General features: G+C 38.0%; 12 protein-coding genes and 1 rRNA gene. 1 reads left to right on the top strand and 12 read right to left on the bottom strand.

The window, feature by feature from the left end; all coding sequences use genetic code 11:
* The 11 genes from AAIB49_RS15070 to AAIB49_RS15020 form a co-directional block, all read right to left on the bottom strand.
* A 16S ribosomal RNA gene (locus AAIB49_RS15070) occupies positions 1–126 on the bottom strand; the annotation flags it as partial.
* Between the two features lie 570 nt (positions 127–696).
* Positions 697–1,638 (bottom strand): nuclease-related domain-containing protein, encoded by a 942-nt coding sequence (locus AAIB49_RS15065; RefSeq protein ID WP_343458508.1) that lies wholly within the window; start codon positions 1,636–1,638, stop codon positions 697–699.
* A gap of 586 nt (positions 1,639–2,224) precedes the next feature.
* Positions 2,225–4,189, bottom strand: a complete 1,965-nt coding sequence (locus AAIB49_RS15060) for an acetate--CoA ligase (protein WP_339213416.1) — start codon at positions 4,187–4,189, stop codon at positions 2,225–2,227.
* Positions 4,190–4,330: 141 nt separating this feature from the next.
* Positions 4,331–5,578, bottom strand: coding sequence for a SulP family inorganic anion transporter (locus AAIB49_RS15055; protein WP_343458507.1), 1,248 nt, complete (start codon positions 5,576–5,578; stop codon positions 4,331–4,333).
* Between the two features lie 169 nt (positions 5,579–5,747).
* The gene (locus tag AAIB49_RS15050) at positions 5,748–5,942 is read right to left on the bottom strand and encodes a hypothetical protein (RefSeq protein WP_343458506.1); all 195 of its coding nucleotides are present in this window, start codon (positions 5,940–5,942) and stop codon (positions 5,748–5,750) included.
* Positions 5,943–5,954: 12 nt separating this feature from the next.
* Positions 5,955–6,557, bottom strand: a complete 603-nt coding sequence (locus tag AAIB49_RS15045; RefSeq protein WP_339213411.1) for a class II aldolase/adducin family protein — start codon at positions 6,555–6,557, stop codon at positions 5,955–5,957.
* Positions 6,550–7,827 (bottom strand): 3-oxo-tetronate kinase, encoded by a 1,278-nt coding sequence (otnK, locus tag AAIB49_RS15040; protein WP_339213409.1) that lies wholly within the window; start codon positions 7,825–7,827, stop codon positions 6,550–6,552. Before otnK ends, AAIB49_RS15045 begins: the two co-directional genes overlap by 8 nt.
* A gap of 44 nt (positions 7,828–7,871) precedes the next feature.
* Complete coding sequence (locus AAIB49_RS15035; protein WP_343458505.1) at positions 7,872–9,134, bottom strand: TRAP transporter large permease; 1,263 nt, start codon at positions 9,132–9,134, stop codon at positions 7,872–7,874.
* Entirely contained in the window at positions 9,134–9,610 is a 477-nt protein-coding gene (locus tag AAIB49_RS15030) for a TRAP transporter small permease (RefSeq protein ID WP_339213406.1), read from the bottom strand. Before AAIB49_RS15030 ends, AAIB49_RS15035 begins: the two co-directional genes overlap by 1 nt.
* 65 nt (positions 9,611–9,675) lie before the next feature.
* On the bottom strand, positions 9,676–10,674 hold the full coding sequence (locus tag AAIB49_RS15025) for a TRAP transporter substrate-binding protein (protein WP_343458504.1): 999 nt from the start codon (positions 10,672–10,674) through the stop codon (positions 9,676–9,678).
* A 19-nt stretch (positions 10,675–10,693) separates the two neighbouring features.
* Positions 10,694–11,719 (bottom strand): zinc-dependent alcohol dehydrogenase, encoded by a 1,026-nt coding sequence (locus AAIB49_RS15020; protein WP_343458503.1) that lies wholly within the window; start codon positions 11,717–11,719, stop codon positions 10,694–10,696.
* Positions 11,720–11,941: 222 nt separating this feature from the next.
* Here AAIB49_RS15020 and AAIB49_RS15015 point away from each other — a divergent pair, with 222 nt between their 5' ends.
* Positions 11,942–13,720, top strand: coding sequence for a sigma-54-dependent Fis family transcriptional regulator (locus AAIB49_RS15015; RefSeq protein ID WP_343458502.1), 1,779 nt, complete (start codon positions 11,942–11,944; stop codon positions 13,718–13,720).
* Between the two features lie 75 nt (positions 13,721–13,795).
* Here AAIB49_RS15015 and AAIB49_RS15010 read toward each other — a convergent pair whose 3' ends face one another.
* Positions 13,796–14,668 (bottom strand): YcxB family protein, encoded by an 873-nt coding sequence (locus tag AAIB49_RS15010; protein ID WP_343458501.1) that lies wholly within the window; start codon positions 14,666–14,668, stop codon positions 13,796–13,798.
* Between the last annotated feature and the right edge of the window lie 44 nt (positions 14,669–14,712).

Raw genomic sequence — 14,712 nt, 5'->3', positions numbered from 1 at the left:
TCACCCGTCCGCCGCTAGATCCATTAACGTCACCCCGAAGGGATCAGTTAAATTCACTCGCTCGACTTGCATGTATTAGGCACGCCGCCAGCGTTCGTCCTGAGCCAAGATCAAACTCTCCAAAAAAGTTTGTCTATGATTGACACCAATCAATCATAGGTAATTCTTAGCAAAGAAGCTGCTAGCTTCTGTAATTCTTTAATAGAAAAAACAGGGTATGTTTCTTCTTGGCATTCGATCAACAAGTGCTGTCGCACTAGTTGATTGCATAAGAATAACTATTAGGCGTTCGCCTAAGTTATTCTAAACATACTGGTTGTTTTGTTCAGTTTTCAAAGAGCAAATCGTTTATCGTTAATTCAGCGACAACTTTTATATCATACCACTATCTCTCAATCAATGTCAATAGTTTTTTTGAAAAAGTTTTTATTCGCTTTTGCCACTTAATTTAGCGACAAGAAATAATATATCATACTATCAATCATAAAGTCAAACACTTTTTTTAAAAATCTATGACAAATAATATGATAGATTAATAATATACCTTATATCACGATCAATTGCAATACCTAAAATACGTATTTTAATTCAAGCACTCCCTACCCTTAACCTTATAGCGTAATAAGTTCAGATGTTGAATAATAAAACAAAATAACATCGAGTTTGTCTTTAAGAAAGTTAATTTTTGATTATATACTACTTTTTCCATCTCCTATGAAGTGGATCATACATAAGATTACTAGATTTTAATATGCGTGTAGTAACATCCTTACTCGATACATTTAATAATCTCATACACTCCTTGTTACTTATATAAGGATTTATTAAGATAAGATAATCAGACAATGCTTTGAGGTGTGCCTGTTTGGACACAGACTTACATCGCATGCAAATCCACTTGCCATGCCCTCTCTTCATCCCTAGTGTTTGACATTTTGGACACTGAACTCCAGAAAGAATATCATTACGGCTTATTTGGTATTCCTTCAATATATCAATTTCGAAGTCTTTATTCTCTTTTAATATCCTCTTACCAATTAGATGACTTTTCTGTTTCATAGTATTATTTATTTCATTATCTATATTAAGTACTTTATTTGGAAGGTGATTAGCGTGGAGTACAATTTCTGCAATTGCTTCCTTATCTCCTATAACATCAATAATTGTATTTGGGTCACTAAAAACCACGAAATAACGTACTGGTATATGACGGGAAAAGTTTTGCTCTAGCCAAGTTTCCAATAGTAACTTCTGATTCTCAGCCTGTGCAATAGGATGACGATACCCCATCTCAATATCACCATCACTACGAATACATTGGTTTAGATTAGTATCGAAAGTAATTTTATTACTATAATCCTTCATCTCTATAATATAAATCGCTTTTTTCGAAATTATGATAGAATCCATTTGAAAAATTCTCTTATTCACTTCCAAGCAAACATCATGAAGAATAGTAAATTTATCCGCTAATAGCTCAATATAGTAATCAATATGCTTTTCTCCTTCATATCCCTTTCTTCTATTTCTTTCATCCTGTTTGATTTCATAAATCCTAGGGAAGTCTGGTCTTAGTCGCGGAATAAGTGCTTGTAATTTCTTTAATGTAATAGGAACTTTTCTATTTAATATAACCATGCCCTTAACACCCCATCATTTTTATAATGATTATAGTTAAGGTGTGGTTCCTTGTCATATTGATAAATTAGTAAAATTGCGTTGAAGTTAATAGTTGAAAATATTGATTACCTATAATAGAAGATAATTTTAATTTACCTATTATATGTAAATTTATCATTTGGTAAAATTACGCTCCGCAATCAAAGTAACTCTTAATCCCATGATGTATTTCGCGCGGAATGGACGTAAAATCGCGCGACTAATAATAAATTTCACGCGGGCTTCATTGTAAATCGCGCGACAGATTGTTTGTCGCGCGAATTTCGGAACTTCTCGCGCGTTTTTCAGGATTCCTCGCGCGAAATATCGAGATTCTTGCGCGACTTCGGAGCATTCCCGCGCGAATTTTGGGCTTTCTCGCGCGATACCCATTTATCCCTGCAAGAACCCAGAACTTCCCGCGCATTTTTCACGTTAACCCGCGCGAAATATCGAGGTTCTCGCACGAATTTGCAGCATCCTCGCGCGATTTCCCACGCACCCCTTCCCCTCGTCCCCCAACAAAAAACGGAACAGCATCCTACTGTCCCGCTTATTAAAGCCCTTACATTCTTGTTCGACTATTAATGGTCTCTTGAATGTGTGAGACGGTACTTGGGTCCTCAAGCCCTGTGATATCTCCCGTGACGTTACCTTTTACTACAATTTCCTTCAATAGCCTACGCATAATTTTTCCACTTACTGTTTTTGGTAGGCTCTTTGATACGATAATTTCCTTTGGTCTTGCAATTGCCCCTATTTGATCCACGATACTGGCAGTTATGTTGCTTAATAGTTCATCTGATTCTGTATATCCTTCTGCAAGTCGGACAAACACAACTGGTACTTCTCCTTTGATGGTATCGGGTACTCCAATGACAGCTACCTCTGACACTCCATCTACCTCAAGAACGGCACTTTCCATTTCCATCGTACTTAATCGGTGTCCGGCAACATTGAATGCATCATCAGAACGGCCAACGACCCATATGTAGCCGTCTTCATCGATTAATGCTAAGTCAGAGGCAAAATAACAGCCCTCTACTTGGCTGAAATAGGCATTGTAATAGCGTTCAGGTTCCTTCCATAACGTACGGCAGAGCATTGGGAATGGCTTTCGGATAACTAGGTTTCCTAACGTATTCGGTTCCACTGGTTTTCCGTCATAATCGACAACCGCGACATCTGCACCTAAGAATTGAATTCCCGCTGATCCGGGCTTCATCGGTGTTAGCCAGGCAGCTCCTGCTATCGGGCAGCCAGCTGTTTCCGTTTGTCCCCATGTATTATTCACGGCAATGTTCTTTTTCCCAAGGGTTTCATAAGTCCAACGCCATGTCTCCGCATCAAATGGCTCACCAACTAAGGAAATTACATCAAGGTCACTTAGGTCGTATTGATCCAGCACCTCATCTCCTAAGCTTTTTAGCATCCGTAATGCAGTTGGTGCGGTGAAAAGCTTGTTCACACGGTATTTTTCGATAATTTGATAAAAGCGGTCCTTTGTCGGATAATCTGGTGCCCCTTCATAAACTACTGTTGTCACACCATTTGCTAAGGAACCTACAATTCCCCAAATATGCATCGTTAACCATCCGATATCTGCAGAACACCAGAACACATCGTCATCTTTATGATCCATATGATATTTGGCATAAATATAATTTTGGACTACAAACGCCATTCCAGAATGAACTACCCCTTTTGGCTTACCGGTGGTTCCACTTGTATAAAATACAATCCCTGGCTCATTCGCCTCGATTCTTTCTGGCTCACAGTCCTTACTCATTTTTGCTCGTAAATCCTCCCACCAATAATCGCGGCCTGGTTCCATGTTCACTGTTGTTCCAAATCGATTGACCACAATGACTGCCTCAACAGAAGGAATCTCCGGAACAACATGGTCCACTTTTTCCTTTAAGTAAATCGTATTACCACGACGCTGGGTAGCATCCGCTGTTACCATTACTTTTGGTTCAAAGGCGGTCAAACGATCTTTCAACGACTTTTCGGAGTACCCTGAGAAAATCGCGTTATACACCGCACCAATACGGAAACAAGCAAGCACTGCGATGAACGCCTCTGCTAAATTTGGAAGGTAAATCGCGACCCCATCCCCCTTTTTCACACCTAGAGAACGTAATGCATTGGAAAAACGATTCACTTCCGCTAGTAACATATTATACGTAAAAAACTTCGTATCCCCATTTTCTCCTTCCCAAATCAGTGCGGTACGATTACCCGCTCCCTTCGCAATGTGCCGGTCTAGTAGATTGATGCTAGGGTTACTAATTCCCCCTTCAAAAAAGCGAAAATCAGGAAGGCTTCCAGACATCGTAGTTTCCCATGGCTCATACCATTCCAGCTCCTTGGCCACACTTTCCCAGAAGCTTGCCGGATCAGCCTGAGATTGGGCTAATAGTTCTTGGAATGCTTCTGTAGATCCAATCGTTGTAGCACGTGTTTTTTCTTCCTTTGGGTAGACGAGTTCACTATTTTCCACTACTTGTAAAATTCCACTTACATCCATCTTCATTGCCTCCTCGTATTCAATGTTATTTTTCCTACCTCCATTATAACTAATATTCTGAAAAATAATAAATAAAACTTTAGTATGAATTGTTATGAGTTGATACTAATTTCGAAAGGAGAATACCTTCCCCCTCTTCTCTTATTTTTGGTTTGTTAATAGTGTTAATCCTAAAGACACTATAATCCCAAACACAATCCCCAAAAACACATCGAAAAATAAGGTAGTTGCAAATGTAACGATAAACGGTAGAGCTTGTATGCTATTACACTTTAAGTTTAATGGTGTAAAGTTGATTAGATTCTTTACTGCAATGATAATGATTGCCCCTAATGTAGCTTTAGGTAAGAAGTATAAAAATGGTGTGATATAAAAGATTGCTAGTAGCATAAATAATGCTGTAATAATGATAGATAGATTACTTTTTGCGCCGGACTCATAGCTTACTGCCGCTCGCGATACGGCACCTGCAACCGGAATGGAGCCTGCGAATGAGCTTGCCATATTGGCAAATCCTATGCCAATTAACTCTTGATTCGGATTTATCGATTCACGATCCTTATCGGCCAATGTCTTCGCTACGGAAAATGATTCAAAAAAAGAAATAAAACTAATAGTTATGGCAATCGGTAAAAGTGACAGGATGGTATCGACAGTTGGCATTTGAAAACCTGCTCCGATGATATCCCGTGGAATCGAGCCAACTATTTCAATCCCTTCTTTATTTAAATGAAAAAAATCGACTACTAACACTGAAAGGATAATCACAACTAACGGGCCAATCTTTACATGGAACTTTTTCTGAAAAAGTATGAGAATGAAAATACTTCCTAGCCCAATTGCCAAGGTTAATATGTTCATCATAGGAAGATGAGTAAATACTTGATTCAAATAGGAGAAAAATCCTTGGTAGCTCGGCAAATCTATCCCTAGAATCGAAGGGAGTTGATTCAGCATAATGATGATGGCAAGTGCAGAAGTGAAACCATAGATGACGGAAGTTGAAATATATTTTAGAATGGATCCAATTCTCACTATCCCCATCACAAGTTGGATAGCCCCAACTAAGAAGGCTAACATAATAATTAGCATGATATACTCTTTCGAACTTGGTTGAGCCATACTGGATAAGCCTGTTAATGATAGAAGCGATATAACAGAAACTGGACCAACGGACAAATATCTCGACCCGCCGAGAAGCCCATAAACGAACAACGGAATCGTGGCCGCAATTAATCCCATCGCAATAGGAACCCCAGCAACAAGTGCATATGCCATACTTTGAGGAAGTAATAAAAATGTAACGATAATCCCCGCCGTAATATCATCTGTTAAATAGGAAAGTCGATAGGATGCTAACGGTCCTAACCCTGGAAATAGCTTATGCATTTTTTAATCCTCCTATTGTCCAAGCTATATCTGTACTATATTAGACAAGTCGGATTTTTATTACTGAACAGATGGACATGTTTACTAATATTCCAGCGCATATTGCGATCATGACAGATACCATTCTATAGAAAAAAACCGAACTACGATTCAAAGAATCCGTTCGGTTTTATCTAGTTGACATATTCTTCAGGATTTGGAGGGGGTTTTCCAGGATTTGGAGCACCTTTTTCAGGATTTGAGCGTCTTCTTTCAGGATTTGGAACTCCTCCTTCAGGATTTGAGCGTCTTCTTCAGAATTTTCAGCTCCCTCTCCAGAATTCACTGCTCCCTCTCCAAGATTCGCAGTACTCTTCCAATCCATAATTACAACCCATCACGTTATCAAGTTAGCTCTTTGTTGGTCATTTCGTAGTTCCCAGGCTATTCTTGCACTTTCCTCCAACTCTTCTAGTGCGTAGAAGGCAGATAATAAATCCTTGTCGCCTACTACTGGTCCATGATTTTGTAGGATGTATCCATCGCTATCATGAAGTCTGTCCTTGAAATATTGAAATAAAGTTTCCGAGCCTGGTTTACCATATGGTACTAGACCAATCGTTCCAATTTTCATTTTTAAATACGGGGTATAGGATGGGATGATGTCCCTTTCATTCTCATGCTTTAAGCATGACCATAACGTTGAATAAAAGCTATGTGTATGGATAACCGCTTGTATGGAATCATCCTTATCATATAAGGTTTTGTGAAGAGGAAGCTCCTTACTTGGTTTAATCCCTGTAAGATGTTCCCCATCGCGACTCGTTACGGAAAAATCTTCTTTCGTTAAATTTCCGAAGCACGTTCCGCTACCAGTAATATAAATATTACCTTCGTGGATAAAGCTCATATTGGCAGAGGAGCCTGTTGCCTTATCTCTATCAAATAAAGCCTTCCCAATCCATATAGCATCTGATAGTTTTTTCTCTAGGCTAGTCAATGGAATCACCCTTTGTCATGTTGGCTGCTTTGATAAAGAAATCCTTATCTCCAAAGTTCCCTGATTTCAACACTAGACGTATGTCTTTATTTTGAGTTGGTACCATGATTGGGACACCTGGATCGATGCTATCGCCCACTAAATAGGAATTGTATCCTAGTGTTTTGGTTACCGCCCCAGAAGTTTCACCACCTGCTACAATAATACGGTTGTAGCCATTAGCAACTGCATTCTTCGCAAGAAATGCTGTCGTTTGCTCCAATAGTTCTGATACCTTTTCTCTTCCAGCTTTCTGAGCCTCTTTCACATTCTCGGGCTTATCAGAGCTATAAACTAAGATTTCGTCTTCTTCTGAAGCTTGAATTTGTTCCCATAGCATTTCTTTTGTTTGTGTCCCATCAGCTAATTGGAATGGGTCAATTCTAAATGAAGGCTTGTTTAATTTCTTAAATTCTTCTATTTGTTGTAGGGTCGCTACCGAACAACTTCCCGCTAGAATAATCGCCTTTCCATTAGTGGAGCTTCTTTGAAATTCCACTTGAGAATTCTCATGAAGGTATTTACGACCAAGTTCGGTCATTAGACCTGATCCACCGGTTAATAACGGTAAATCACCGAACAGCTCGACTATTTTTTTGGCGTGTTTTTCCTCCACATAATCAGGAATCACATAAAAATGCTCTTTATCTTTTCCGAAATCCTCAATTAAGGATAAAATTTCTTCATTAGGTAATTCTAATTGTTCATGGTTAATGGTTAGACTTGGATATTTCCCTTGTGGCTTCATTAAATTCGCTATGTCAGCATCCCACATTGGTGTTAACGGATGGTGTCTCATGTGTGTCTCATTTAGAGGCACACCGTTCACAATCAATTGCCCATCCTTCACGATTCTTCCATTAACCGGAAGCGCTGGGACTAGAACCGTGTAATGAATATCGTACTTTTCTAATACCCCATCAATGATAGGACCAATATTGCCTTCTTCAGTAGAATCGAATGTAGAACAATACTTACTATATAATTGCGTTGCACCATGATTCTTCAACCACTGGAACGCTTCTAATGATTCTGATACAGCTTTTGCTTTCTCTTCTGTTCTCGTTTTCAAGGCAATGACAACGGCGATATTTTCATCATCTACCTGATAATCTTCTGCTGGTATCCCATTGTATAGATACGTTTTGATACCTTGTTTAGCCAGGAAGGACGCTGCGTCGCTCCCACCTGAAAAATCATCCGCTACGATACCTAAAATAATCTTCCCCATATCTACATTCCTTTCTTACCCTATTTATTTACCTATGCCAATACTTATTTTGTGAAAATAGTTGTTATTTCAGGAAAAAATGTCACGAGCATTAAAACAGCGATCATAATGAGCCAAAACGGCAATAGCTTTTTCGATAATTCCATAATAGGGACTCCTGAAATATTACTTGCCACATACATAGAAGTTCCTACAGGTGGCGTTAATAAGCCAATCGTCAAGTTAATAACCATAACTAAACCGAACTGTACAGGATCTACACCTAAGCTTCCTGCTACAGGGGCTAAAATCGGTGCTAGTAACATAATGGCAGGGCCACTATCTAAGAACATCCCTACTACTAATAAGATTAAGTTGATAATTAGTAATAATAAAATTGGATTATCTGTAATACTCAATAATGTAGCGGTTATTTGTTGTGGAATTTGTTCACTTGATAATAACCATCCAAATAGCGATGTAGCAGCAATAATAGTAGAAATAATAGCTGTACTTAATGCTGCATCAAAAAATATCTTCGGTAAGTCCTTTAGTTTAATTTCTTTATAAACAAATGCACTAATGATAAAGGCGTAAACAGCAATGATTGCTCCACCTTCTGTAGCCGTGAATGCGCCACCTCTAATTCCTACAACAATGATCACCGGCATCGCTAAGGCGAAAGCAGCTCGCTTAAAGCTAGTCCATACACCTTTTAAGCTAACTTTACCTTCTTTCGGGTAATTCTTCCGCTTCGCTACAAAATAAGAATACACAAAGAATCCCAATCCAATTAACACACCTGGAATAATACCCGCTACGAATAAATCTCCAATCGAGGATTGTGTTGTTACACCATAAATAATTAACGCGATACTTGGTGGTATGATTAGCCCAATACTTCCTGAAGCGGCTACTAAAGCGGCCGAGAATCCGGCATCATACTTTCTTTTTTTCATTTCTGGCACCATGACAGAACCTAAAGCAGCTGTATCTGCTACACCAGACCCTGAAATACCACCCATCATAATTCCACTTGTGGCAACAACATGCCCTAAAGCACCTTTGATATTCCCAACAATCGATAATGCAAAATCAATGATTCTTTTAGTAATTCCACCATGCCCCATGATTGACCCAGCTAGCATGAATAAAGGAATGGCCATAAAAGGGAATGAATCAAGTGCTGTAAATAATCGTTGGCTTAAGACAACAATTGGATAATCACTAGCCAGCATCGCTCCGATGGAGGAAAGCGCTAGAACAAAACCAATTGGTACGCCTAACACAAGAAGTACGACAAACGTTCCAAATAAAATAGCACCCATTATTGCTCATCCCCTGCCTTTCTGATAATTTGTATGGTTTCACTTAAAACAAAATAGATTAATAGTATTCCGGAAATCGGAATAACAATGTAAACGAACTCCATCGGTAATGATAAAGATGGACTGGATTGTCTAGCTCCTAATTTGACAAATTCAAATCCACTATACGTTAATATTCCTGAGAAAATTAAAACTAGCATATTATTAAACACCATGAGCGTTTTACGACTAACACCAGTTAATTTTCGAGCTAACATATCTAATGCAATATGGGATCCATATTTTATCGCAACAGCCATCCCTAAGAATGAAACCCAAACAAATGTATAACGGGCTAATTCCTCCGTCCATGTCAACGGACTATTAAATAGATACCTAGATATGACTTGCGCAGTAACAACGGATACCATTAAAAACATCAGGAATCCACAAACATAATACAATGTCTTCACCAGAATCTTATCCAGCTTTTGCACGGTTAACACCTCTCATCTGTAATAAAGGAGGAGCAAAGAAAACTCTTCACTCCTACTTCTTTTTTCTATTTAAGTGCTTCTACAATTCGGTTATAAAGATCGATATCAATTGTCTCTGCGAATTCACTGTGAGATTTTCTAGCTTCCTCAGCGAATGCTTCTACATCAGGCTCTATTACTTCTAGCCCTTCACTTTTCATTGTTTCAAGAATTTCATCTGTTTGTTCACCTACAAGTTGATTCTCATATTCTGTCGCGATATCTGCTGCTTCTTGAATAATTTCTTGTTGTTCTGCTGATAGCTTAGACCAAGTCATATCACTCATTGCTAGTGTCACATACTCGTACTTATGTGCTGTTAGAGATAAATAATCTTGTACCTCATGAATACGTCCACCAAAAATAAATGGAATAGGATTTTCTTGTGCTTCGATAACATTTTGCTCTAAACCAGTGTACACTTCATTCCATGCCATTGTTGTTGGAGAAGCTCCCATTGCTTGCCATGTGTGTTCCATCGCTTTGATTTCCGGTATTCTCATTTTCAAGCCTTTAATATCGGCTACTGTTTCGATTGGTTTGTTCGCCGTAATATGTCTTGGTCCGCGATCCCACCAATTTAAGATTCTAATATCAGATGCTTCTAAGACACGATTAGCAATCTCTTGTCCTACTTCACCATGAATTACTTTGTTATATTCTTCTTGACTACTAAATAAATATGGAAGTTCTAATAATTGAATAGAATCTTCAAAATTCCCTAAAACCCCTGCTACTAAAGCAAAGTCAACCGTACCAATTTGCATACCTTCTGCCATATCTCTATCTCCACCAAGTGTAGAGTTTGGATAGATTTCTACTTTCATATTACCTTCTGAAAGTCGTTCTACTTCTTCCTTAAATTTCACTGCTCCATCATGCCAAAGATCATTTTCTGATTGAATATGTCCTAATTTAAGTGTTACCGCATCTCCATCTTTAGAAGATGAATCATCCGAACACCCTGCCATGACAAAGCCTATGATGATAAATAGTGCCATTAATTTCATTGAAATCCTTTTCATTTTTTTCCATTCTCCTTTTCTATTTATCTACTTCTACAATTACTTTAACGACATTTTCTTTCTTTTCGTTAAGTATATCTAGTGCTTTTTGTGATTCCTCTAATGGGACACGTTGTGTAATGAAATCGCTTAAATCTAGTCCCGCATTAACTAACTGACTAGCTTTTTCAAAATCCTTTGTTTCATAAGTCATGGCGCCGAATAAAGATATTTCATTGAATACAAAGCTATACGTATCCACTGGTATTTGCTTCGTAATCATCGCAACAATTCCTACTTCTCCACGTTTTCTTACGATGGACGATGCTTGATCGATAATGCCCGGAGCATCAGCAGCTACAATTGCCACATCAACACCTCTACCATTAGTAAATTCTTTAATTTTAGCCTCAACATCATCTTCGAGTGGATTTAATGCTAATATGGCCCCTTGCTTCTTAGCCATTTCTAAGTTAAAAGGCTGTGTATCGGTACAAATGATATTTTTATAGCCTGCTTCTCTAGCCGCTACTAATGTTAATAATCCGATCGTTCCAGAACCTAAAATAGCAATCGTATCTTTCTCTGGTACGGTAATTCGTTCAATCGCATGAATACCTACCGCTAGTGGTTCTACTAATGTACCAATTTCATAGCTGATATTATCTGCTATTTTATAGACAATATCCTCAGGTGCGTTGAAGTATTCAGAGAATGTTCCAATCCAGCCCGGGACACCAGGTGCCTTTTTACCAGTACATAAATTTAATAATTCTTTTTCACAAAACTCACACTCTCCACAACCAATATGTGGCTCTACTGTTACACGATCACCGATACGAAACTTAGTTACTTCTGGTCCAACTTCAACCACTTCACCTGCGATTTCATGTCCTAGTATTGCAGGTGGCTTACGGAATGCATGGGTCCCTTTAAATAGATGTAAATCCGAACCACAGACACCTACCGTTTTCACTTTGATAAGTACTTCGTTCGCTTTAATCGTTGGAACCTCTATATCCTGTATTTCAATTTTTGTTGGTTCTACTACTACTGCTGCTTTCAAATTGCTCCCCCCCAAGTTGTTATTAGAAAACTTACTTTTCATATTAACACATACTGAAGCGCTTTCAACTATTATAATTTTCGTATTCGTTTCATTTTGAAACGTTTTATATTTTTCTAATTATTAGCAAACTATTTTTAGTATCATTTTAAAACGTTCTCTTGTTTGAAAATTAAAATATGATAGAATGTGAGTATGATTATGGAACTAGAGGTGTTGCATTTGAAAAAGATAAAGGTTCTCGCCATAGCCCCTTATCAAGGCTTAAAGGATCTTATTGATAAAGTGGCAGGTGAAATGAATGAGTTAGAGGTTCACACATTTGTTGGGGATATGTTGAATGGGGTAAAGCTTGTACAATCGAAAGCAGATCTGGATTATGATTTTATTCTTTCCAGGGCTGGGACGGCAGAATTAATTCAAAAGATAACGGACTTACCGGTTATCGACATGAAGCTATCTATTATTGATATGATGCGAGCAATTAAACTTGCACAAAACTATTCTGGTAGATTTGGCATAGTAGGCTTTAAGAGTATAACAGATACTGCCAATATAATTGGACAGCTTAATAACGACGATCTTGAAATTCAAACGTTGCACTCTATCGCCGAAATCGAAAAAGCCATCGCTCATTTAAAAGCGAATGGGGTTAGCTTGATTGTAGGCGATGTTATCACGGTTAGACATGCAAAGAAAATGGGACTTCATTCTATTCTTGTTACATCTGGTAGAGAGACGGTGATGAATGCATTTTCCGATATTATTTCGGTCAATCATTATTTATCAGCAACGAAGGAGAAAACGATTATAACAGAGAGTATTATACGCCATTCAAATGAAAGCGTTTTAGTGTTTAACGAGGGGGAAGAGGTTATTTATTCAAGTATGAAGGAAAACGATGAGATTTCCTCTATTCTAGTAAAGGAATGCGCATCAGCGTGCAATAACATAGAAGATGAGGAAGACCTTGTTATGGTGAAGTCTATCCAACAAGATTCTTATCATATTACTGGAAAGAAGCTTTCTATAAAGGGTAAAACCTATCCTACATACTATTTGAAAAAGCTTCGTTCGCCTTTGAAGCCGATGGATAAGTCTATTCTCTATAAAAATAGTACCGATTCACCACAAGTAGATTTAGATACGTTTACGACATCCAATAAATTGTTTACCAATGTCATTGAAAATGCAAGGTCACTGGCTGAAACGGACACGCCGATACTGCTGTATGGTGAAAAAGGAACCGGAAAAGATACGTTAGCCCATGCCATTTATCAAAGAAGCCGCTATCGCAATAAACCAATGGTAATCATTGATGTCATGTATATGAATGATAAAAAATGGGAGTTGCTTTTCGAATCTGATAACTCACCTTTTTTAGAAGAAGATATGACCATTTATATCCGTAACTTACATCTTCTAAATGATGAGTATCAGTTATTATTGGAGTCCTATTTTAGTAATTCCTTTGTGCACAAAAGGAACCGGTTAATTTTCACATGTGATAGCAATTATTCGAAAGCCATGGAACAAGGACCATTTATGCTTTACTTAAGAAATGAATTAGCTGTTTTTCCATTAACTTTACCTTCTTTAAATGAACGAAAGGAAGATATTCCAAGCATTGTCAGTCTATTCTTAAGTGAAATGGCACCCAAATACAGCAATCAGATATTAGGATTAAAGCCTGAGGCACTTAATCGATTGCAGAACTTTCATTGGACTTATAATTTAGACCAATTAAAAAGGGCAGTGGAAGAATTATTTGTTTTAACGAATGATTTTTATGTGGATGAAGATACGGTTAAAATCGTTTTAAACAGCATTACGATGACAGCTCCAGAATCTACGAATCCACTAATCCATACGAATAAAACATTAGATCAACTAAATAAGGAAATCATTGAACAGGTTCTTATAGAAGAAAATTACAACCAAACGAAAGCAGCCAATCGATTAGGTATAAGTAGAAGTACATTATGGCGTAAGATTAAGTGATTGGGGACAGGATTACTGTCTCCATCACTATATACAAATCGCTTTACACCTGAAGGGAAGACATCCACGCTTCCCTCACCTTTCATCTAGTTGTTTTTGTGCGTCATTTAATTCAATAATTAAAGCGAGTAATGGTAGCGTATAAACTTTATATGGTTCCTTTGTTGTATCAATGTTGGCAACAGCTTCCATCGCCCTATCAATGTCCGCTTGGGTAGTGGAGGCTTTAAGCTTTTTCGTTGATTGCCCTGTTTCATCACCCTGTGTTTCCTCGTCAAATAAAGCAGCGACCTTGTTTGCCGCTTCCGCAAATTCACGCTCAGGTTGTTGTGTATACGTCTCGTAGAAATAGTAGCCTAAGAAAGCAATGAGTATGGCAGCTATTGTAGAAGCAAACACAATCTTAGGATTCTTTTTCTTTTCACTTTTCTGCGCTATCTTTTCATGCTCGACATGTAAGTTAATCCACTCCATGAATTCCGCTCGTTCGAAATCAAAGTCTCTTACTGGTAGAATGATGACATGCCCATAATAGTAGATAAAATAATGCTCCTTCTCCACGTAAATGCGTTGAATATCTTTCCATTCTATACGTTGTTCCTTATCTTCCCTTCCCTTCATAACAAGGCCTTTATCATCGATTTCCAAGGCATACGCCCCAAGCTTTTGAAATAAATTGGTCTTCTCGATTTTTCTGTACAGCACTTTCCCAGTTCGCTTACGAAGCAGCCCCGGCATAAAAGGAACAATTAGTGCTAGCAAAATAACACAAACAAGTATATTAAATAATGTAATACTAGAAAAGATAAACCAAGCGGCTATAGCGACTAAAACAACATATATAACCATCAGTATGCTAATAGCATTTCTTATTTTCTTTGATGTGTTTACAAAATGGTTAATAAATACATGAATATCTTCCTTGTTCACTTCACCTTTTATTAACATTAGACGTCACCTTTTTTTTTGAACTTACAACGTTTCTATACCTT

It is taken from the genome of Ornithinibacillus proteolyticus, from assembly GCF_039581225.1.
In the GTDB taxonomy this organism is placed as follows: Bacteria; Bacillota; Bacilli; order Bacillales; family Amphibacillaceae; genus Ornithinibacillus; species Ornithinibacillus massiliensis.
This window is presented reverse-complemented; position numbering and strand designations above follow the sequence as displayed.